The sequence below is a fragment of the Vibrio sp. SNU_ST1 genome (assembly GCF_030563405.1).
Lineage (GTDB): Bacteria > Pseudomonadota > Gammaproteobacteria > Enterobacterales > Vibrionaceae > Vibrio.
Genome location: NZ_CP130749.1, coordinates 258,481 through 279,918 on the forward strand (window position 1 = coordinate 258,481; position 21,438 = coordinate 279,918).

The following is a 21,438-nucleotide window of genomic DNA, read 5'->3' on the forward strand; positions in this document are numbered from 1 at the left end:
TAGTTTCACGTGGACATGTTGGCCAATTTGGCGAGGTCATTTGATTTGGATTAAATCTAACCATGGACAAATAATAACCATGCATGTAATAATTTTGTTAATTTATAGTTATTATATTCGGTATTTTTCTTATGAATATTTCTCGTATAGACCTCAATTTACTTGTGTATTTAGACATGTTGCTACGTGAAAGAAACGTAACGCGTGCGGCAAATCAATTGGGCATTACTCAGCCAGCCATGAGTAATGGCCTACGCCGATTGCGCGATCTGTTTGAAGATCCGCTATTGGTGAGAACCAGTGAAGGGATGGTTCCAACCGAACGAGCACATAAGTTGCAACCATTGATTCGAAACATTCTGGCGAACGTCGAAAAGACGCTTCAGCCGACCACAGAGTTTAATGCTGAAGACAGTGAGCGTGTGTTTCGTATCATGGCGAGTGACTATGCTGAGTCGACCATTATTCAGCCGCTATTGAAAAAGTTGAGTGAAATAGCACCGAAAATACGATTGGATATCATGACACCAAGTGACGTGAGTTATCAGGATGTGGAGCAAGGCACTGTTGATATTATCATCAACCGTTTTGACGACATTCCACAGTCGTTCCACCAGATGAGCCTTTGGCATGACGGGTTTTCTTGCCTATTTAGTTGTGATAACCCGATAGCCGAGAACTTCGATATTTTGTCTTATCTAAAGGCGCAACACATCTGGGTAAGTAAGACGGGTATGGGCACGGGTGTTGGGATAAACCCAAGCGAAGCACAAAAACTCGGGTGGATTGATGAAGCACTAATGCGCATTGGTAAAACACGTAATATCACGGTGTTCACACGACACTACCTGTCGGCGATTCTCTTCGCTCAACAGAAGAACCTGATCCTGACCATCCCAACCAAAGCCGCGCAATTGCAGCGCAATAACCCTAGGCTGTTAATCAAACCCGCCCCATTCGCTATTGAACCCTTTGAGGTGAAAATGGCTTGGAGTCCATTGTTGCAAACCAATCCCGACCATCAGTGGATGCGCCGATTGATTAAAAGTGTCGCCAATGAAATAGAGAGTGGCGTGACGGAATAACACAGTTTGTAGGGTATTTTTTGTATGAATATCCAGTATAACTGGCATAAATTAGCTAAATTTACGCCCGTTAAGTAAATTTATTGAGTAGCCATCAGTTAGCTTGAGAGAGATTTTATGAGCAGTCGTATTCAACAGGGAAGCTTGAACATTGATAGCACCCTCTACCAATTAATTAATGATCAGGTCATTCCTGGAACAGGCATTGTCGCTGAAGACTTTTGGCAATCTTTTGCAACCATCCTTGAAGATTTGGCTCCAAAGAACCGCGCATTGCTTATCAAGCGTGACGATCTTCAACATCAAATTGACGTTTGGCACCAAGAGCGTGCTGGACAAACGCTAGATGCGGCAGAGTACAAACAATTCTTACAGCAGATTGGCTACTTAGTCGCTGAGGGCGAAGACTTTCAAGTCACCACCGCAAGCGTTGAGCCTGAAATTGCAACACAAGCGGGCCCGCAGCTTGTTGTACCTATTATGAATGCACGTTTTGCACTTAACGCGGCTAATGCGCGTTGGGGCAGTTTATACGATGCGCTTTACGGCACCGATGTCATCAGCGAAAGTGATGGTGCAGAAAAGGGTGGAAGCTTTAATCCTGTACGTGGCGCTAAAGTAGTGAGCTACGCTCGAGGTTTCCTTGATGATGCTGCACCTCTCAACGGTGTCTCTCATAAAGACGTGACCAAATACAGCATCAGCAACGTCAGCATTGGTAATACACTAACAGCGACCTTAGACAATGGCGAAGAAGTCACTCTAATCGATCGCAACCAGTTCATTGGTTACCAGGGTGATGCAAGTGCACCTTCAAGCATTCTGCTTAAGCACAATAATCTCCATATCGAAATTCAAATTGACCCGAGCGCGCCAATTGGCAGCGTTGATGTGGCTGGTATTAAAGATGTGCTGGTGGAATCGGCTCTCACCACCATTATGGATTGCGAAGACTCAGTAGCTGCGGTTGATGGTGAAGATAAAGCTCTGGCTTATCGTAACTGGTTAGGTTTGATGAAGGGTGACCTACAAGAGTCGCTAGAGAAAAACGGCAAAACCATTGTTCGTAATTTGAACCCAGATCGTCAATACACCAGTGTGACGGGAGGCGAGATCTCGCTGAAAGGTCGCAGCATGTTGTTCATCCGCAACGTGGGCCACCTGATGACCAACCCTGCTATTATTGATGCTGACGGTAACGAAGTACCTGAAGGCATTATGGATGGCATGATCACTTCGCTAATCGCGATGCATGATTTAAAAGGCAACAGCGCGTACCAAAACTCGACCGCGAACAGTATCAATATAGTTAAACCTAAGATGCATGGTCCTGAAGAAGTCGCCTTCACCAATGAACTGTTTGGTCGCATTGAAGATGCGTTAGGCCTAGAGCGATTCACGATCAAAGTCGGCATCATGGACGAAGAGCGCCGTACTTCAGTCAACCTAAAAGAATGTATTCGCGCCGCCAAAGACCGTGTCGTGTTTATCAACACCGGCTTCTTAGACCGAACCGGAGATGAAATTCACACCAGTATGGAAGCTGGGCCATTTGCGCCTAAAACACAGCTGAAAACCATGACTTGGATTGGCGCATACGAAGATCAGAATGTTGATCTTGGCTTAGCTTGTGGCCTGCAAGGTAAAGCCCAGATTGGTAAAGGTATGTGGCCAGAGCCAGACAATATGGCGAAGATGATGGACGCGAAAATCGGACACCCACAAGCAGGTGCAAATACCGCTTGGGTTCCTTCTCCAACGGCAGCAACTTTGCATGCGCTCCACTATCACAAAGTGAGTGTACCGAGCCGTCAGAAAGAGCTTCGTGAGCGTGTGAGAGCAAATGTCGACGATATTCTAACTATCCCGCTATTAGGTAATCAAAAGCTGACGGCTAAAGATATCCAAAATGAATTGGACAACAATACTCAAGGAATTCTTGGTTACGTAGTTCGTTGGATTGACCAAGGAGTCGGTTGTTCGAAAGTGCCAGATATTAACGATGTAGGGCTAATGGAAGACCGCGCGACATTGCGTATTTCGAGCCAACACATTGCCAACTGGTTACGCCACGGCATTTGCGATGAAGCCCAAGTAATGAAAACCATGAAACGTATGGCGGCAGTGGTTGATGAGCAAAATGCAAGGGATCCAAGCTACCAAAATATGGCGCCAGATTTTGAAAACAGCATTGCATTCTCAGCGGCTTGTCAGCTGGTATTTGAAGGCTGTGCTCAGCCGAGTGGTTATACCGAGCCAGTGTTGCATGCTATGCGACTGAAGCTGAAAGGAACTGCACAATAAATAATAAGAAAAGAAGTACCCCTATTTGAACCGAGCCCAAGGTGCCGCGCTAATTTAGCGCGGTTTTTTTTGGCGTTTTTTGGTGTGTGGTGGGAAGCTCAGAAGAGAGGTGTTAGTTGGGTTATTCGATGTTTAAGCTTATTGATGTCTAAGAGTTAGGCTTAATTACGACTAAACCTAATTACTTTCGAAACCTAGTTACTACCAAAACACAGATACTTGATATCCATGTACTCATCGATGCCTTCTTTTGCGCCTTCGCGGCCAATCCCTGATTGCTTAACCCCGCCGAAAGGTGCGACTTCAGTCGAGATCATACCGTCATTAATACCGACCATGCCGTATTCAAGAGCTTCTGCTACCTGCCATACGCGGTGAATATTCTGGCTGTAGAAGTAAGACGCCAAACCGTAAATGGTGTCGTTGGCCATCTCGATAAGTTCTTCATCAGTCTCGAATTTCATTACAGGCGCGACTGGGCCGAAGATCTCTTGTTGGACGATGTCCATGCTGTGTTTTACATCTTTAAGGACCACAGGCTGAATGAACAATCCATCAAGCGTTTGAGTTGGCGATACGGGGTTAGCACCTTGCTCAATGGCTCGGTCAATCAAACCTTGAATGTTTTGTTTCGCCCTTTCACTGATGACTGGGCCGATAGTGACACCTTCATCTAATCCGTTGCCAATCTTAAGCTGCTGAACGGCTTGGTCGAATTTTGCTACAAACTCGTCATGCACCTTGCTATGAACGTAGAAACGGTTCGCACAAACACAGGTTTGGCCTGCATTACGGAATTTTGAAGCCATTGCGCCTTGAACCGCAGCGTCGATATCCGCATCGTCAAACACGATAAACGGTGCGTTGCCGCCCAGTTCCATTGAAGTGCGCTTAATACCTTTCGCAGCTTGTGCCATCAAAATACTGCCGACTCGGGTAGAACCAGTAAAAGAGATCTTTTTGATCAGAGGGTGTGATGTGAAAAGCTCACCAATCTGTTCTGGGCTATCACCCAGCACGACTTGAAGTAGATCTTTAGGAATGCCTGCTTGGTAAGCCAATTCAACCACAGCAAACGCAGAAAGCGGCGTCTCGTCTGAGGGCTTCACAATAAAACTACAGCCAGCAGCTAGAGCGGGTGCTGCTTTGCGAGTGATCATCGCAATCGGAAAGTTCCATGGCGTAATAGCACACGCCACCCCAATTGGCTGCTTAATAGTCACCAAGCGTTTGCCTGCGGCGGTACTAGGAATGGAATCACCATAAGTGCGCTTCGCTTCTTCTGCAAACCATTCAATAAAGCTTGCACCATAAACCACTTCGCCCGTAGCTTCTGCTAACGGCTTACCTTGTTCAATGGTCATTAGACGAGCAAGATCCTCTTTGTTTTCAAGGATCAGTTGATGCCAACCACTTAGCAATGCAGCACGAGACTTAGCGGGAATTTTTGCCCACTCTTTCTGCGCAACATGAGCTCGCTTGATAGCGCTATCTAACTCCGCCTCCGATAAGATTGGCGCATGCCCAATAAGCTCACCCGTTGCTGGGTTTTTGACTGCAACTGCGTTGTTCGCTTCTGTCACCATAAAAGAGAGTAAGTGCTGGTTCTTAATGTTTAGCATCGTGATTCCTTTGTTGTGATTACTTTAGACGTGTTGCTTACTGTGCGGGTTGGCGAGTGTTCAAATGACTTCGACCAAATGTTCAGTGGTCGAAGGACATTGATGTTGATTCGCTAATTTTGGTCATTCTCTGGGATAAATCTTCTCACTAGCCCCAGTTATCAGACTCTATCTTCGCGAGCGCTTTAGCTGCTTTTTGAAGAGCTGGCAGAAACTTGATCGCTTCGTCTGGTTTTACTCGAATCACAGGGGCTTGTATTGCTAAGCCGAGATTGGATTGGCCAGTAGAAGACGGTATCAATACGGCGATACAGACCAACCCCGGTAAGAACTCTTCATCATCAATGGCAAAACCTTGGATCTTCGCTTCTTCGATGTCTTTCTCTAATGCCGAATAGTCGGTAATGGTTTTCACGGTGTATTGAGTGAGTGGCACGTTTTCGATCAGTCTTCTGCGCTGTGATTTCGACATGTGCGCCAAAAACAGTTTGCCTGTTGCCGAGCAATGCACGGGCACGCGAGAGCCGGGTTGCAAATGGAAGCGAAGTGGCGCTTCGGTTTCCGCTCGGTCAAGGTAGATGATCTCACCGCTCGACAGTGCTGTTAGGTTGCAGCTCTCGCCGACTTCTGCTCGAAGGTTTTCAAGAATAGTGCGTCGTGCACTGTGCATGGTGCTATTGAACAGCAGGTTTTCAGCAAGTTTTCGTAGTCGAATGCCAGAGCTGTAATGCTTTTCGTCACCATCTCTTTGAATGATGCCCGCGGCTTCCAATTGTTGCAGCATGCGGTGCAGAGTTGGTTTCGGTAGTCCGGTTTCTTCGACGAGCCCTTGAAGAGAAATAAACTCATCTTTTTGCGCTATCACCTCTAATAGTGCAAAAAGTCGGAGAGTGGGTGTATCTCCTTGAACTTGTGGTGTTTCTGTTTGCATACAGTGATTCATCCTTGCGATATGTCTATGTATAAGAGTGTACATACCAAATTAAAAATCTTCAATTATCTGAATAAAATTTGACCTTTTTTATTATTTCAATAATATAAATATAAATTATGGAACAATTAATCTCAATAAATGGAATTTTAGGATGAAGGCGATTGAACGGATTATTGACAAGGCTCACTTAGATCGTAAGCGAGTGGTTTTGAGCGAAGCAGAAGACCTTCGTGTACTCAAAGCGGCGCGATTGGCGATAGATAAACAGCTCGCTTACATCACGCTGGTCGGTGATGAAAAGGCGATTATCGAAGCAGCGCAGTTGAACCACATTAATCTCGCGGGCATTCACATTGTTTCACCTGAGGTATCTGCACTTAAAGAAGTGTTAGCCGAGCGGCTTCATCAGTTAAGGAAAGCCAAAGGCATGTCGTACGACGATGCTTTAGAAATGGTCAAAGACCCACTGATTTTTGCCAACTTGATGGTAAGAGAAGGACTAGTTGACGGCACAGTAAATGGCGCGGTTTATACAACGTCAGATGTGGTGCGAGCTGCGCTGCAGATCATCGGGCCAGCACCAGACAGTGAATTGGTATCGAGCTTCTTTCTGATGATGTTGTGCGAGCCTTTCCATAATCTTAAAGGCGGCATGATTTTCAGTGATTGTGGTTTGGTGATTAACCCTAATGAAACCGAGCTTGCATCGATTGCGGTGGCCGCATCAAACAGTGCTCAAACGCTGCTTATGGAAGAACCTAAGGTGGCAATGTTGTCATTTTCTACCAACGGTAGCGCTAAACACGAATCGGTTGATAAGGTTCGCAATGCCGCTCAGTTAGTGAAACAGCGTTGTCCCGGAATAGCCGTCGATCAGGACGTTCAACTCGATGCTGCGATTGTCACTGAAATAGCCGCGAAAAAGTTGCCCGACTCAGAAGTGAAAGGTCAATCTAACGTGTTGATATTCCCAAATTTAGAAGCGGGGAACATAGGCTATAAACTTGCAGAAAGGTTAGGTGGCGCGGTCGCGATTGGTCCTTTGCTACAAGGGCTGAATCAGCCCGCCAATGACTTGTCCAGAGGGTGTAGCGCCGAAGATATCTTTAACGTAATTGCGGTGACCGCCGTACAAGCGCAGCAAGGGAAAGTGTCTAACTCTAAGGCTGATACTGAAGCTGCTGCTGATTCTGAAAAAAGCGAAGAGCCGACATTTGATTTTAGATACTAAAATCTAGCTCGTGAAGCTGGTATTCACATTGAAACCAACCCCAAAACAATTTAATTAGGACTGCTAATGGAGTTACCTGTTTTACTCGCCATTCTTGCCATTATTGCGGTCGGCACCTACTTCCAAACTGTCACGGGTTTTGGCCTCGGTATCATCGTGATTGGTTTGACGGTCAGCCTTAATTTGGTTTCTTTACCCGTTATAGCCGCTGTGGTCAGTATTGTGACCTTGTTCAATTGCTTGGTCGCTTTGATGGGTAAACCATTACTTGGGGAGCTCAAGATTCTGGTGGTGTTAGTCATCGGTATTATCCCCGGCGTGTCACTTGGTGTGTTTTTACTGGACGAGTTGAGCGATTCGGCAACGCATATTCTCCGAGGACTATTGGGTGCGATGGTGCTATTCGCAGGTTTGAGTTTTATGTTCAAACCTAAAACCAGAAAAGAGCGCTCGGCAACTGTATCGTTTTTGTTATCTGGTTTTAGCTCTGGGCTAGCGGGAGGGTTGTTTGGCATGGCGGGTCCACCGATTGTTTACCACCTCTATCGGCAGCCTTTTACGCTCGATCTGGTGCGAAGCACACTGCTGATGGTGTTCGCTTGTACCTCTATGTCTCGTACTGTGAATGTCTACGCTGCAGGCGATATGGAACAGAGCATACTGTGGTTATCCGCTATTGCTGTTCCTTTGGTTGCACTTGTCACTATGTTTGCTCGGCGCTTCCCACCGCCGTTGTCGAATGATCAACTCAGAAAGTTGGTGTTTATTGTGTTGATGTTGATTGGTGGGTATTTAATGGCTGTCTCTGCATGGTCGTTGCTTGGCTCTTCCTAAACCATTCTCGACAAAGGAGGCTAGTGATTCACTAGCCTAAGCCTTTCTGTTTAAACACGCTTTAGCATATCAAAGATACTCCTAGACAACCCAAATAAGCAGCTCTCCTGCACATCTAAAGTGATGTTACTTCGGTAGTACGGGCTTAAATCGACGCCCATTCCCACTCCATGAATCTCAATACCGTTTTTGGTGGACTCACGCTCAATCACTTGTTTGAGGTGGTTATCCAAATAGAACTGATCATTGGCTGTGCTGGTGGCAGTATCCATCGGACAGCCGTCTGAGAACACGATTAAAACCTTTCTTTGTGCACTGTGCTGTTGCAAGCGCTGGCTAGCGAACTGCACCGCTTCGCCATCAATCCCTTCTTTAAAGATGTCTGCTTTACGAAGGCTAGCAATGCCAAGGCGAGAGCGTCTCCAATGTGTATCAAAATCTTTAAATACGATATGTCTCACTTCGTTTAAGCGGCCTGGGTGTTTTGGCTGACCTTGCTTGAGCCACTGCCGATAAACCTTACCACCGTTCCAGTTATTGGTGGTGAAGCCAATAATCTCAAAAGGAATGTTGGCGAGTCCAATGGATTTGAGAATCGTATCCATCAACAAACTTAGCTTGTGACTGTGTTTTTGCATAGAACCTGAGCAGTCCATCAAAAATGTGATGGCACATTGATGAGATACACCAATGTCAGGCTGATAAAAGACAGCACGATCCATCGGCGATGTGATGAGCTTGGTGATGGTGGTGGCGTTGACGATACCTTCTTCTAAATGATCCTGACGTCGGTTCTTTTGTGGCGTAGCAACAAAGCTAGTGAGCATAGCGGCTAAACGGCGAGTGTTTACTTGTCTCGCCATGATGTCATCGGTGAGCTTTTGTCTAAGCTCGAGTAACAGGGCGCGCCTGACGAGCTTATCTGCGGCGACCACTTGATCAAATTCTGAATTAAAGACCTGATAATTGGCGCCCGACAGTTCAAACGCCTTACTACTACCCGTAATGTCGGTATCGACCTCTTCATCTTGAATGTCGCCATCAACGATAAGGGCAAGCTGCGCGAGGATCTTGATATCTTCTTCAACCGTAGGTGTCGGCGAGTTATTACTCTCCTGTTCTTGGTTGATGAGCTCTTGTGCCAAAGAGGCCAGTTCATTGGCGCAGTGAGCAAATCGTTGTTGGTCGGCTCGATGCTCCTTCAAGCGCTTCAGGCTGCTTCCGAAAATAGGCACGATGCCCGCACGAGTTGATTCAATGGTTTCCGCAATTGGTTCCGAAACGGGAACACCGGTTAAGCGGGTGTGGATGACCTGCATCAGTGTGAACAGTAACATCCCAATTCGAGATTCAGTAAAGCCATTCTGATGATATTGGTCGCTCCAATAAACAAAGTTGAACAGAATGCTCTTAGTCACGCCTTTTAGGTAAGACGGGACTTGCGATTCAATTCGTATTTGTTCGCAGAAATCATATAACAGACGCTCAACTTCGTTTTTAGGTCGTAGTGAATAGTGAAGATTTGTGTCGGAAAGCAAGAGTCGTAATGCAGATGAATCGATCTTGCCTTGCATCGAAAGCTTGCTGTTTTTCAACTCATGGCGAGAAACAAAGGTGAGATCGTTAGTATGTGCAGACTGATAATAACAGGGGCTATTGCCTTTATAGAGACGCTCTCCACGATAATTCAGGCTCAATTCACCACTGATCGCTCTAGCGACAGACACGCCAAGATCGAGGATCTTTTTCTGCTGAGAAGAAACATTGGCCATGGTTTACGACTCCGACTGCGCATAACTTTGAGTATGCGTTTCTAGAGTCTCACCAAAGCAGCGGAAGTAATATTCGCTCACTAGCTCTTTCTCTTCATCTTCACAACGGTTTAGGAATGAAAGCCTAAATGCAGTCGCTACGTTATCGAATATACGGATGTTTTCAGCCCATGTGATCACGGTCCTCGGGGACATTACCGTCGACAGATCGCCTGCTCTAAAACCATTTCGAGTTAAACCAGCGGTTGCGATCATTTTCTCTACTAACTGCTGACCACTTTCACTGTTCAGTTCTGGGCGCTTTGATAACACGATCTTAGTTTCATGTTGTGGATCTAAATAGTTAAGCGTGGCGATGATGTTCCATCGGTCAAGCTGACTATGGTTAAGTACTTGAGTTCCGGAATATAAACCCGAGAAGTTACCCAAACCAAGCGTGTTACAGGTAGCAAATAGGCGAAAAGAATGGTGAGGAGTGATCACTCGGTTTTGCTCTAAAGAGGTGTATTTACCGTCTTGCTCTAAGAGTTGTTGAATCACAAACATCACATCTGGTCGTCCTGCATCGTATTCGTCTAAAACTAGAGCGATGGGTTGTTGGATGCTTTGCGGAAGAATGCCTTCTTTAAACTCTGTCACCTGCATTCCATCTTTAATGACGATGCTGTCTTTTCCTATGAAATCCAAGCGACTTAAGTGTCCGTCTAGGTTGATCCTCAAGCATGGCCAGTTCAATCTCGCGGCGATTTGTTCAATGTGAGAAGACTTGCCCGTTCCGTGTGTACCTTGTATCAGCGTGCGTCGATTGGAGGCGAACCCCGCCAATATAGCTAGTGTTACTTCGGGGTCAAAACAGTAATTAGGATCGACTTTAGGAACATATTCGCCCACATGTTCAAATGCCATCACGGTTAGGTTGCTGTCGATCCCAAAGCGTTCTCTCACACTTACCGGTTGCGTTGGTATCAATTCCGCCTCTTTCATCATATTTCCCTCTATATAGCTCATCACTTGTCGCTGCTATCGCGATATGTCATCGATTATTAACAGCTCCTCTTAAGTTAATGGCACTTTTTGTACGAAAAACTACCAATAATGTGATCCAGTTTTATTAATTAGAATGAATTGTTCCAATTTAATATAAAAAGTTGACGCGCAAAAATTCTACTACTAATGTGAAATTGAATTCGAAAAAGAGACAATTTATTCCGAAAAATGAAATTTTGGTTAACTCAAGGAGAATGGAAGAATGAGTGAGCAAGAAAAACGTACGGTTGTTTCCGGCACAGTAACAATGACACCATCAGAAGCGTTCGTTGAAACTATGGTTGCTAATGATGTTACCGATATGTTCGGCATCATGGGGTCAGCATTTATGGACGCAATGGATATCTTTGCTCCTGCTGGCATTCGATTGGTCCCAGTGGTACACGAGCAAGGTGCTGCTCACATGGCAGATGGTTACTCTCGTGTATCTGGTCGCCATGGTGTGGTTATCGGGCAGAATGGCCCGGGTATCAGTAACTGTGTAACAGCGATTGCAGCCGCGTTTTGGGCACACAGCCCGGTCGTGATTGTGACGCCAGAAACAGGTACCAAAACAATGGGCTTAGGTGGTTTCCAAGAGTGTAACCAGCTTCCAATGTTCCAAGAGTTTACTAAGTATCAAGGACACGTAACGCACCCAGATCGTATGGCGGAATACACAGGCCGATGCTTTGACCGCGCAATGAGCGAAATGGGTCCGACTCAGCTGAACATTCCACGTGACTACTTCTACGGCGAAACTCAAACCGAGATCCCTAAACCTGCCCGTTTAGACCGCGGTCCAGGTGGTGAAAAATCTCTGAATGAAGCGGCAGACCTGATTGCTGAAGCGAAATTCCCAGTCATCATTTCTGGTGGCGGCGTGGTAATGGCCGATGCAGTTCAAGAGTGTGCAGCGTTGGCTGAAAGATTAGGTGCACCCGTTGTGAACAGCTACCTGCACAATGACTCTTTCCCTGCTAGTCACCCATTATGGTGTGGTCCTTTAGGCTACCAAGGTTCGAAAGCTGCAATGAAGTTGATGGCTCAAGCGGATGTGGTTATCGCTTTGGGTACACGTCTTGGTCCATTTGGTACCTTGCCTCAACATGGCATGGACTACTGGCCTAAGAACGCGAAAATTATTCAGATTGATGCAGATAACAAGATGCTTGGCCTAGTTAAGAAGATCTCTGTTGGTATCTGTGGCGACGCGAAAGCCGCTGCGGTTGCTCTATCTGAAAGGTTGGAAGGCCGTGCACTGTTGTGTGATGACAACAAAGGCGCTCGCCAAGACACAGTCGCAACAGAGAAAGCACTTTGGGAAAAAGAGCTTGATGAGTGGACACACGAACGTGATTCTTTCAGCTTAGATATGATTGAAGAAAACTCTCACGAGACTCCGTTCTCTGGCGGTGAATACCTACACCCACGCCAAGTTTTGCGTGAGCTAGAAAAAGCGATGCCTGAAGACGTTATGGTCTCAACGGATATCGGTAACATCAACTCAGTAGCAAACAGCTACTTACGCTTTGAAAAACCACGTAGCTTCTTTGCTGCAATGAGTTTTGGTAACTGTGGTTACGCGTTCCCGACCATCATTGGTGCGAAAGCAGCGGCACCTCATCGTCCAGCTATTTCTTATGCTGGCGACGGTGCGTGGGGCATGAGCTTGATGGAAACCATGACATGTGTTCGTCATAACATTCCAGTGACAGCCGTGGTATTCCACAACCGTCAGTGGGGTGCAGAGAAGAAGAACCAAGTCGACTTCTACAACCGACGCTTTGTTGCTGGTGAATTGGATAATCAGAGCTTTGCGGAAATCGCACGAGCAATGGGCGCGGAAGGTATCACGGTTGATAAGCTAGAAGATGTAGGTCCAACCTTGCAAAAAGCCATCGACATGCAAATGAACGAAGGTAAAACAACCATCATTGAAATCATGTGTACTCAGGAGTTGGGCGACCCGTTCCGTCGAGATGCACTATCAACACCGGTTCGTTTCCTAGATAAATACAAAGATTACGTATAAGTCATAGGAAGTTTGTCCGGCCACCGCATTATAAAGAGCGTGGTCGGGCAATATTAACGGGCATTGGAAAAGTGCTTAAGTGAAGAACGTAAACGCTTAGTTCAATAATTTCTAGTTAAACAGTAGAACACTAATTAAATGTTCATTAGGAACATAAGTGGTTCTAGCTATATACACTTTGTCACTCGTTATTATTAATCGATCCTTAACGAATGGATCAACAAATATTACGTTTTTAAGAAGATATATACCTATTATCATTTTGGAAAGTTATAGATAACGATGTTAATTGGCTATTGTCTATTGGCTAGCCGTAAATGTTGATATTTGGATTGTTCCGGATTTAAATTAAGTGATTTATTACATGCATGCTGTGAAAAATAAATGTTATATAAGTTCAATAGAAGAACTGTATGAAATAATCGATTCGCTCATTGCTGGTTGTAGTGGGAATCGTGGTTTAATTTATAACGTGTGTGATTATGAAAATAATAACCTGATGCCAAGTTTAGGTCGATCAAATCGAAAGAATATTCGCCGTGTCGAACAAGAACTACTTTCGACCGTGAGAGTTTATGGCGGGCATTCGTTGAGTGCACACGAGATAAACGATTGGTTATTGATGTGTTTAGCCAAGAAACAGGGGTTTCCAACCCGTTTACTTGAATGGACAGATAACCTGATTAATGCGCTGTGGTCTGTATGTCATAGCCAAAGTAAAGATTGTATCAATATTATTAAACCTATTGATTATCATGAGGTTAGTGTTTTCAACTCACCATGTGATCTCAATAGGACTCAGATATTCAATGTGGCTGATTGTGATCAGCAAGAGCAACGAAAAGACAAGTGGTATTCCATTCACCCATTTAAGGAAGGTGGCAATGATGCCATTCAGCCTTTGTACGATGAGAAAGAATATTCAAACGGTCTAGTGTCCGTTCATATTCTTCCATCAGCGAAAGTAAACCTGATAAAGGAATTAATCTCCATGAATGTTTTAAATGAACCGACAGAATATATTGAAGAGAAACTGGCTGATTTAAAAAATGAAGCCCATGTAGATAGTAATCAAGCAATTAATAAAGGTGAGGGTAATATCGAATTACAAGTTAATACTCATGATCGCCAGCTTGAGCAGTATGGCCGAAAGTACCATCAAGATTTTGATTTCGACTAAAGTCTAATATTTTAACCGATTTTATTTAGATCTCATATAAATCTAGTGATTTACAGGATAAATAAATTAGAACATCAATTAAATTATAAAAAGATGAAATCTGTGAGCTTAAAGATTGTTTATAAAGTAACTCGAAGTTAGAGTGGCTAAGCTTGTTATCAAGTTGTTAAATTTATCGCAGATCTAGTTTAAACACTCTAATAAAAAGTGGCGCAAAGCTACTGAAATTTAAACCAATAACGAAAACATAAAGGATTCTGGAATATGAATATGCAAACCAATGCAGCGACATTCGTGCTGGAAAACCAAGTCGACACCGCCTTTTTACAGTCTTTTAGTGATGCATGGAATAACCATGATATTGAAGCGCTAATGTCGTTTATGACCGAAGACTGTGTCTTCCACACCGTGGCAGGAGAAGGTGTACTTGGAAACACTATCGAAGGGTACGAAGCCGTTCGCAATAGCTTTGAATTGGTTTGGCAGAACTTTCCAGATGCAGCTTGGAGCGACCCTGTCCACTTTGTGTGTGGCGACCGCGCGGTGAGTGAATCAACGTTCTCTGCGACTAACCCTGATGGCACAGTCATCGAAGCTCGTATGGTTGATGTGTTTACCCTGAAAGATGGAAAAATCAGCGTAAAAAATGCCTTCCGTAAAACAAGACCATTTCTTACTACAAATAAGGTTACTCCTAACAACACTCCCAAGAGCTAGACACGAAACCACAACCCGTTCACGTGTTATGACTAGGAGAGTCGAATTATGAGTTTAGTAATGGAACAACCGGCAGCCGATGTGCCGCCAAAGGTGAAAAGCACCCAAGCAAAAGAAAGTACCCAAGCAAAAGATAAATACGATCCAAAATACGATCCACTTAAAGACAAGAGCCCAGGTCACGGTAAGGAATATGCCCCGACTTATTGGGTAGATACCGCAGGCGCACCTCCTGAAGATGATTGTCCAATCACGTCAGACATGGATGTCGATGTGGCAATAATCGGTTCAGGCTACACAGGCCTAAGTACCGCGATACACCTTGCTGAAATGTACGGCATTAAAGCGACTGTGATTGAAGCTAACCGTATGAGTTGGGGCTGCAGTACCCGAAATGGTGGTCAGGCTCAGTGTGCGTCAGGACGTTTGAAACGCTCTCAGTGGATTGAACGCTGGGGCCTAGAAACGGCGCTCAAAATGCACCGCGAGTGTGTGGATGGCATGGAAACATTCAAGTCACTGATCAAAGACATCGATTGTGACCCGCAACCGGGTGGTCACCTATATGTGGCTCACCGTCCAAAAGTGATGGCAACACTTGAGAAAGAAGCCAAGTTGTTGCGTGACACGTTTGATTACGATGCGCAGATCTTAGATGCGGAAACCGTAAAACGTGATTACGTTGGTGACCAAGAAGCGGCAGGCGCAATGCATGAGCCAGAGGGCATTGGCATTCATGCAGGGAAATTGGCGTTTGGTTATCTAAGAAAGGCGAGAGCACTCGGCGTAAAAGTTCACCCAGCAAGCCCTGTGATGGGATGGGAAACTCGCAACGGTGTGCATTACCTGAAAACACCAGGTGGTGTTGTTAAGGCTCGATCTGTCGGTGTTTGTACCGGTGGATACACTAGCCAAGGTTTGCATTCAGAGCTTAAGAATCGCCTATTACCAGTACTTTCTAACTCGATGGTGACGCGTCCGTTAACTCAAGACGAAATCGCTGCGTGTAACTTCAAAACCAATCAAGTGATTACGGATACTCGAATTCTGCGCCACTACTACCGTTTGTTACCGGATAACCGAGTACAGATTGGTACACGCAGTGCCATCAGTGGCAAGAACGCACCCGAAAAGAAATATGAAGACATGTTGAGAGCCGATCTTACTCGAAAGTTCCCGTCTCTCGATCAGATCAAAATCGACTATTCATGGTGGGGCTGGGTGGATGTCAGTCACGACATGATGCCGAGAATTTATCAGCCGAATCCAAAACAATCCATCTTCTACGCGCTGGGTTATGGCGGCAATGGCGTGATGTATTCCGCTCAAGCAGGTAAACGCCTTGCTCAGTGGATAGCAGGTGAAGGTCACAAGCTCGACCTACCAATATTTGAATCAAAACTTCCGTTCCCCAACGTGAGGGAAGTGGTGGAATCAGAGATGTTTGCACCGTTTCGAAGAATGGGGCAGCGGTTCCTTTATCAGTGGTATTCGTTAAAGGATGAAAGGCTGTAACTACCCGAACATTGTTTCCAAAATAGGGAAATAGAACTACGACCAGGAAAGTTGTACCAGGTCACCTTGTGAGCAAAGTACAGGCAGGAAGTCTGTATGATAGGAAAGGTTAAGACTATGAAATTGATTAAAAATAAAATTATTGCTGGTGTCACTATTGTAGCAACAGCGGTGTTATCTCATACCGCGGCAGCAGCGAATTTTAAAATGGCTATCGGCGATGCTGCTGGTGGTACGCAGTGGGAACTAGCGACCTCATTCTCTGAACTGATGGAGCAAAAAACAGACGGTAAAGTGAAAATCGATCTGTTCCCCAACGGCCAATTAGGCAACGAGCAAGACACCGTAAACGATGCGGCAATCGGCTTACTCGACTTCTCCGTATTGGCGATCAATAACGTAACGCCTTTCTCTCCAACGGTTGGTCTACTGACTATGCCTTACGTCATTCAAAGTGCAGAAGAAGCGGTGTTATTAACTCAAGGGCAAGTAGGTCAAGATCTTGTCGATAACACCATTCGTGATGCCGGCGTTCGCATCGTAGGTTGGGCTTATTCTGGCTTTAGGGTTCTGACTAACTCTAAAAAATCAGTGGCATCACCTGCGGATCTAAAAGGACTAGTGATTCGTGTACCTCGTAATGAAATCATGATTGCTTCGTACCAAGCATGGGGTGTAAACCCAACACCAATGGCGTGGTCTGAGACTTTCACTGGCCTGCAACAAGGCGTGGTAGATGGACAAGATAACCCTTACATCACAGTGCACGCGATGAAGTTCAACGAAGTACAAAAGTACGTGACCAACATTCGCTACATTTTCTCTCTAGAACCTCTAATCGTGAGTGAAACGGTCTTCCAACAACAGACACCTGAAATGCAAAAGATCATCCTTGAAGCAGGTCAGGAAGCGACAGAGCACAGCTTTGCTTATCTAGAAAACACAGAAAACAAGATTCGCGAAGAGCTACAAGCGAAAGGCATGGTATTCACAGACCCAGCAGACAACGAGCAAGAGTGGATAAGCAAGGTGACTAAGTCAGTCTGGCCTAAGTTCTACTCAAGCATTGGAGGCAAAGACAAGTTAGACGACGTTCTTGAGTTACTTGGTAGAAAGTAACGATTAGATTCGCCCTATCTGCTGTTCTGCGCTACTTAATCACCTAGCGATAGAACAGTGAGATAGGGCATTTACATGGCTGTACTCGTTGATCTGTTCTGTACCTGATCTTTTTAGGACCGTGAGCGACTGGTTGTCATGTGGAAATCAACATTGGAGGTTATATGTCAGTCGCTAAAACAATAAAAAAGCATTTAAACAACATTGAGGAATATACATGTTGTCTGCTGCTCGCAAGCTTTGTCCTATTGCTGTTCACACAAATCCTTACTCGTCAGTTCTTTGATTACTCTATCCCTTGGGGGGATGAGGTCTCTACTTACATGTTCGTTTGGTTTGCTTATCTAGGGGCTGTTGTGGCTGCCAAGATGTCGGCGCATAACCGAGTGAGCTTCCACTTCAAATTCTTTCCGCCAATTGTGCAGACCGTGAGTGAAACCATCGCTGACTTCTTATGGCTCTGTTTCAACGGCTACTTCGTTTACCTCAGCTACGACTTCGTGTTCAACAAAATGAATCTGTTTTGGAAGTCTCAAACCACAGGTATCCCGATGAAGTACTTCTACATGATTTTACCTATCGCGTTTTCACTGATGATGATTCGAATTATCTGGAACAACTATGAGCGTTTATTCAAAGGCGCAACCAACGAAGATCCGGAAGTTAAAGAACTGCGCAAAATGACGGCACAAAAATCGACGCAGTAGTCGTCACAGAGAATAGTCGTAATAGAGAGATGTAATAATGGAATCCTATTTAACTCTAATTTTATTTGGTGGCTTTTTAACCCTGTTAATCCTAGGTGCACCAATCACAGTTTCACTGGCCGGCGCTTCGATGGCGGCCTATATGTTGCTCGACAAAAATCCCATCGCTTTAGTACAAATCGCGTTTACCTCGGTGGGTAACTTCCCGTTAATGGCATTACCGGCCTTTGTTCTTGCTGGCGCATTAATGGAGGCGGCGGGTATCTCCAAACGTCTGGTGGATATTGCAGAGAGCTTAGCCGGGCCCGTAACAGGCGGACTTGGCGCGGCAACGGTAATGGCATGTCTTTTCTTTGGTGCTATTTCGGGTTCAGGCCCTGCAACCACCGCCGCGGTAGGCATGTTAATGGTGCCTGCGATGGTGAAGCGTGACTACGATAAGAGCTACGCATCGGCAGTTACGGCAGCATCCGGTGGGTTGGGAATTATCATCCCGCCATCTATTCCTTTGGTTATCTTTGGTATCTCTGCAATGGGCTTAATGGCGCCACCGGAAGCCATCGCTCAACACGGCCAGTTTGCTTCTTTATCGATTCCAAAGCTGTTTGTTGCTGGGGTTGTACCGGGCTTTATCATGGCGTCGACGCTGGTGGTAACCAACTACTTCATTGCTAAGCGCGAAGGCTATAAAGGGCTAACTGAAACGTGGTCATTTGGCGATGTAAGGCATTACTTACGTCGCGGGTTATGGTCGATCTTGGCGCCGTTCTTGATTCTTGGTGGTATCTACAGCGGCATGTTCACACCAACAGAATCTGCGGTTGTAGCGATATTCTATTCGTTGTTTGTGGGTGTGTTCATTCACCGCGAATTGTCGTTCAAAAGTGTGATGAAATCTCTATCAACCACGACGTGGATCACCGGACGCGTATTGTTAATCCTCTTTGCTGCCACCGTGTTTGGACGCTTGTTGATTGAGCAAAAAATCCCAGTTGTTGTGGCGGAATCACTGCTCAGCTTCACCGACAATATGTACATGGTTTGGGCGCTGACGATTACCTTGCTGTTGTTCATAGGCATGTTTATGGAAACTTTAGCTGCGATCATGATCATTGTGCCAGTGCTGCTACCAATTATGTACATGCTGGGTGCTGATCCTACTCACGTGGGCATCGTGGTGGTGTGTACCCTATCGATAGGTTTTGCAACGCCTCCACTTGGTGAAAATATCTTTGTCGCTTCAGGAATAGGCGGGGCTACGGTCGAGCAGATCACCGCTAAGATCCATCCCTTTGTTCTTGCATCCGTAGTGGGCGTGTTCGTTATCGCTTTCTTCCCACAAATTACGCTTTGGCTACCGTCCTTAGTGGGCTATTAGGAGAGGTCACTATGAATATATCAAGAATTATCCTTATTGGTTGTGCCGTATTTGCAGTGATCAGTGGCATTGGATTACGTGCCGAACATTCAGAAACAGCGAAAGAAAACGAGCCAGTCAATGTGCTCGATATTTCAGAGCCTCATGTGGTCAGCGATGCTGAAAGAAGAGCCAAAACCCTGCTTGCGAAAGCGGTTATACATGTGCAAAAGGATGGCGATGAGAGCGTGAGTGACTTCATGAGCGATCCTGAATATATAGATGGTGAGCTTTATGTGTTTGCTTTAGGCATTGATGGCCAATTCCTCGCCAGTGGCGGCTCTTCAATGGTGCTGGTGGGGGACAGTGTTTTGGACACTCAAGATGTTTACGGCAATCCTTTTTTCAGAGAAATGATCACTAAAGCGGTGCATAACGGTTTTGGCGAAGTTCAGTACCATTGGACTAACCCTACTGACCGCATGGGTGAGCCTAAGACCACCTTCTTTGAACGTGTGGGCGATGTGATTGTGGCAGTGGGTTATTACCCAGAGCGTTCCAGTGCGGCCGAGGCTAAGAACCTACTGGCGAGAGCGATGACCGCAATTGTAGAGTCGGAGCAACAAAGCCTTGCTGAGTTTAATGACGCTGAAGGCAGCTTTGTGAAAGGGGACTTGTATGTGTTTGTGATGGATATGAACTCTGGAAAGCTGCTTGCACACGGTGTTTCTCCTGAACTTATCGGTCGTTCACACAGCGAAATCCTAAGTCCAGACGATAAACCGATTCTTACTGAGATGTTGAATCTCGCGAAAGAAAACGGCCGAGGTGTTTACACCTATCGATGGTTGAATCCGCTGTCGAGTAAAGTCGAAACCAAGCATACCTACTACCGAGTGATCGACAATAAGTTGGTTGGGGTTGGTTATTACACAAAATCAAACAACACGTAAAAGTGTTTCTAGTGAGCCCTCAGCCCAGTTAAATAAAGGGCTAGGGGCTAAAAATATGGGTGTGTGTAAAAAAGCAATTTAGTAAAATTCACAGTGTGAAATTTTTGTTGTGAAATTGTTTGAAAAATACAAGTAGTATGAAATACATGGAAGCAACACAGTAAAGAACAATTTTGAAAAGGGTCAATCAGGATTTTTGACCTTAATGAAATTTAAAGCCGTACGAGGGATAGACTATGAATATGTTGACACTAGACAAAACAGAACTTCACAGAAACCATTCAACATTTATTGCTGAAGCTGTCTTTGCCGTCGAAATGGTGAAAGCAGATAAGCAACTCGAAAAACAGAAAATGGCAAAACAGTTGCTTGATACTCTATTTCCTCTTGAGGCTGGCTCACACGAAGACGCGGTGAGCTACGAGATTGATTACCGACATGTTCAGGTTTACTTCAAAAACGGTGAGCACACAGGCCTGAAACGCGCTAAACACTTTGTGGCTTACACTGGTGATAAATCTAAGCCTTCAGCAATCCTATTCCGTGATGAAAGCGGTACACACGTTGAAGTGACAATCAGTGCTCGTAAAGGCACAGGCCGTCTGGAGTTGGTTGATATTCAAGATATCCAATTAGAGACGTGCACCACGTTTGGTCAAACAGAGGCTAGCCGCTCTTCTGGTATTCGTCACTGGGTGAGTTTAGTAAAAGGCGATGAAAGCGGCCGTCCAAACGCATCAAGTGAAGACAAAGAGTTCACGGCGAAGAATGGCGAAGACTATAACCTAGGTTTTTGCTTTGCGATCTAATGTGCTGTCTTTGAAATGTGCAGTGCTGCTCTGCTAGACGTAGCACTGATATCTGAATACTGATTTCTCTTTTACCTTTGGTAATTTCCCCGCCCCTATAGCGGGGCTTTTTTATTAGAGCTATAAATAAATCAGACTGCTGTTAATATTATCTATAGAAAGTTTAGATTAGATTTTACAGTGTGTCATTTTAATTTAACGTGTTGTATTTTAATGTTTTTGTCTATTTTTGTTATTC

17 protein-coding genes are annotated in these 21,438 nt (G+C 45.2%); 13 read left to right on the forward strand and 4 right to left on the reverse strand.

The genetic code is table 11. From position 1 onward, the window contains the following. Positions 1–131 precede the first annotated feature (131 nt). Together Q5H80_RS15440 and Q5H80_RS15445 are read left to right on the forward strand one after the other, a co-directional pair. Positions 132–1,085: a LysR family transcriptional regulator gene (locus Q5H80_RS15440; RefSeq protein WP_304570301.1), complete on the forward strand. Its 954-nt coding sequence runs from the start codon at positions 132–134 to the stop codon at positions 1,083–1,085. 117 nt (positions 1,086–1,202) lie between these two features. Next, positions 1,203–3,389, forward strand: a complete 2,187-nt coding sequence (locus tag Q5H80_RS15445; protein WP_304570302.1) for a malate synthase G — start codon at positions 1,203–1,205, stop codon at positions 3,387–3,389. A gap of 194 nt (positions 3,390–3,583) precedes the next feature. On the opposite strand, the gene Q5H80_RS15450 is transcribed toward Q5H80_RS15445, so the two are convergent. After that, a complete protein-coding gene (locus tag Q5H80_RS15450; protein WP_304570303.1) occupies positions 3,584–5,011 on the reverse strand; it encodes an NAD-dependent succinate-semialdehyde dehydrogenase in 1,428 nt (475 codons plus the stop codon). 148 nt (positions 5,012–5,159) lie between these two features. Beyond that, positions 5,160–5,942: an IclR family transcriptional regulator gene (locus tag Q5H80_RS15455; protein ID WP_304570304.1), complete on the reverse strand. Its 783-nt coding sequence runs from the start codon at positions 5,940–5,942 to the stop codon at positions 5,160–5,162. Positions 5,943–6,096: 154 nt separating this feature from the next. Here Q5H80_RS15455 and pta point away from each other — a divergent pair, with 154 nt between their 5' ends. Further along, positions 6,097–7,176, forward strand: coding sequence for a phosphate acetyltransferase (gene pta / locus Q5H80_RS15460; protein WP_304570305.1), 1,080 nt, complete (start codon positions 6,097–6,099; stop codon positions 7,174–7,176). A gap of 66 nt (positions 7,177–7,242) precedes the next feature. After that, complete coding sequence (locus tag Q5H80_RS15465) at positions 7,243–8,010, forward strand: sulfite exporter TauE/SafE family protein (RefSeq protein ID WP_304570306.1); 768 nt, start codon at positions 7,243–7,245, stop codon at positions 8,008–8,010. Positions 8,011–8,060: 50 nt separating this feature from the next. Here Q5H80_RS15465 and Q5H80_RS15470 read toward each other — a convergent pair whose 3' ends face one another. Beyond that, entirely contained in the window at positions 8,061–9,782 is a 1,722-nt protein-coding gene (locus Q5H80_RS15470; RefSeq protein WP_304570307.1) for a cobalamin biosynthesis protein CobT, read from the reverse strand. A 3-nt stretch (positions 9,783–9,785) separates the two neighbouring features. Then, the gene (locus Q5H80_RS15475) at positions 9,786–10,769 is read right to left on the reverse strand and encodes a MoxR family ATPase (protein WP_304570308.1); all 984 of its coding nucleotides are present in this window, start codon (positions 10,767–10,769) and stop codon (positions 9,786–9,788) included. 262 nt (positions 10,770–11,031) lie between these two features. On the opposite strand from Q5H80_RS15475, the gene xsc reads away from it, so the two are divergent. From xsc to Q5H80_RS15520, 9 genes are all read left to right on the forward strand, one after another. Beyond that, positions 11,032–12,843, forward strand: coding sequence for a sulfoacetaldehyde acetyltransferase (gene xsc, locus Q5H80_RS15480; protein WP_017057935.1), 1,812 nt, complete (start codon positions 11,032–11,034; stop codon positions 12,841–12,843). Positions 12,844–13,207: 364 nt separating this feature from the next. Continuing rightward, positions 13,208–14,023 (forward strand): FRG domain-containing protein, encoded by an 816-nt coding sequence (locus Q5H80_RS15485; protein ID WP_304570310.1) that lies wholly within the window; start codon positions 13,208–13,210, stop codon positions 14,021–14,023. A gap of 264 nt (positions 14,024–14,287) precedes the next feature. Further along, the gene (locus Q5H80_RS15490; protein ID WP_192891267.1) at positions 14,288–14,740 is read left to right on the forward strand and encodes a nuclear transport factor 2 family protein; all 453 of its coding nucleotides are present in this window, start codon (positions 14,288–14,290) and stop codon (positions 14,738–14,740) included. A gap of 48 nt (positions 14,741–14,788) precedes the next feature. Then, positions 14,789–16,255: an FAD-binding oxidoreductase gene (locus Q5H80_RS15495; protein WP_304570311.1), complete on the forward strand. Its 1,467-nt coding sequence runs from the start codon at positions 14,789–14,791 to the stop codon at positions 16,253–16,255. Positions 16,256–16,372: 117 nt separating this feature from the next. Beyond that, positions 16,373–17,374: a TRAP transporter substrate-binding protein gene (locus tag Q5H80_RS15500; protein ID WP_102321315.1), complete on the forward strand. Its 1,002-nt coding sequence runs from the start codon at positions 16,373–16,375 to the stop codon at positions 17,372–17,374. Positions 17,375–17,538: 164 nt separating this feature from the next. Further along, the gene (locus Q5H80_RS15505; RefSeq protein WP_304570312.1) at positions 17,539–18,081 is read left to right on the forward strand and encodes a TRAP transporter small permease; all 543 of its coding nucleotides are present in this window, start codon (positions 17,539–17,541) and stop codon (positions 18,079–18,081) included. Between the two features lie 37 nt (positions 18,082–18,118). Next, on the forward strand, positions 18,119–19,459 hold the full coding sequence (locus Q5H80_RS15510; RefSeq protein ID WP_304570313.1) for a TRAP transporter large permease: 1,341 nt from the start codon (positions 18,119–18,121) through the stop codon (positions 19,457–19,459). A gap of 11 nt (positions 19,460–19,470) precedes the next feature. Then, on the forward strand, positions 19,471–20,391 hold the full coding sequence (locus Q5H80_RS15515; RefSeq protein WP_304570314.1) for a cache domain-containing protein: 921 nt from the start codon (positions 19,471–19,473) through the stop codon (positions 20,389–20,391). Between the two features lie 236 nt (positions 20,392–20,627). Then, on the forward strand, positions 20,628–21,200 hold the full coding sequence (locus Q5H80_RS15520) for a hypothetical protein (RefSeq protein ID WP_304570315.1): 573 nt from the start codon (positions 20,628–20,630) through the stop codon (positions 21,198–21,200). The last annotated feature ends 238 nt before the right edge of the window (positions 21,201–21,438 follow it).

What these genes read in the sequence shown, in the direction of transcription:
- Q5H80_RS15440 (WP_304570301.1), top strand. Translation starts at nt 132, where the DNA reads ATGAATATTTCTCGTATAGACCTCAATTTACTTGTGTATTTAGACATG.
- Q5H80_RS15445 (WP_304570302.1), top strand. Translation starts at nt 1,203, where the DNA reads ATGAGCAGTCGTATTCAACAGGGAAGCTTGAACATTGATAGCACCCTC.
- Q5H80_RS15450 (WP_304570303.1), bottom strand. Translation starts at nt 5,011, where the DNA reads ATGCTAAACATTAAGAACCAGCACTTACTCTCTTTTATGGTGACAGAA.
- Q5H80_RS15455 (WP_304570304.1), bottom strand. Translation starts at nt 5,942, where the DNA reads ATGCAAACAGAAACACCACAAGTTCAAGGAGATACACCCACTCTCCGA.
- pta (WP_304570305.1), top strand. Translation starts at nt 6,097, where the DNA reads ATGAAGGCGATTGAACGGATTATTGACAAGGCTCACTTAGATCGTAAG.
- Q5H80_RS15465 (WP_304570306.1), top strand. Translation starts at nt 7,243, where the DNA reads ATGGAGTTACCTGTTTTACTCGCCATTCTTGCCATTATTGCGGTCGGC.
- Q5H80_RS15470 (WP_304570307.1), bottom strand. Translation starts at nt 9,782, where the DNA reads ATGGCCAATGTTTCTTCTCAGCAGAAAAAGATCCTCGATCTTGGCGTG.
- Q5H80_RS15475 (WP_304570308.1), bottom strand. Translation starts at nt 10,769, where the DNA reads ATGATGAAAGAGGCGGAATTGATACCAACGCAACCGGTAAGTGTGAGA.
- xsc (WP_017057935.1), top strand. Translation starts at nt 11,032, where the DNA reads ATGAGTGAGCAAGAAAAACGTACGGTTGTTTCCGGCACAGTAACAATG.
- Q5H80_RS15485 (WP_304570310.1), top strand. Translation starts at nt 13,208, where the DNA reads ATGCATGCTGTGAAAAATAAATGTTATATAAGTTCAATAGAAGAACTG.
- Q5H80_RS15490 (WP_192891267.1), top strand. Translation starts at nt 14,288, where the DNA reads ATGAATATGCAAACCAATGCAGCGACATTCGTGCTGGAAAACCAAGTC.
- Q5H80_RS15495 (WP_304570311.1), top strand. Translation starts at nt 14,789, where the DNA reads ATGAGTTTAGTAATGGAACAACCGGCAGCCGATGTGCCGCCAAAGGTG.
- Q5H80_RS15500 (WP_102321315.1), top strand. Translation starts at nt 16,373, where the DNA reads ATGAAATTGATTAAAAATAAAATTATTGCTGGTGTCACTATTGTAGCA.
- Q5H80_RS15505 (WP_304570312.1), top strand. Translation starts at nt 17,539, where the DNA reads ATGTCAGTCGCTAAAACAATAAAAAAGCATTTAAACAACATTGAGGAA.
- Q5H80_RS15510 (WP_304570313.1), top strand. Translation starts at nt 18,119, where the DNA reads ATGGAATCCTATTTAACTCTAATTTTATTTGGTGGCTTTTTAACCCTG.
- Q5H80_RS15515 (WP_304570314.1), top strand. Translation starts at nt 19,471, where the DNA reads ATGAATATATCAAGAATTATCCTTATTGGTTGTGCCGTATTTGCAGTG.
- Q5H80_RS15520 (WP_304570315.1), top strand. Translation starts at nt 20,628, where the DNA reads ATGAATATGTTGACACTAGACAAAACAGAACTTCACAGAAACCATTCA.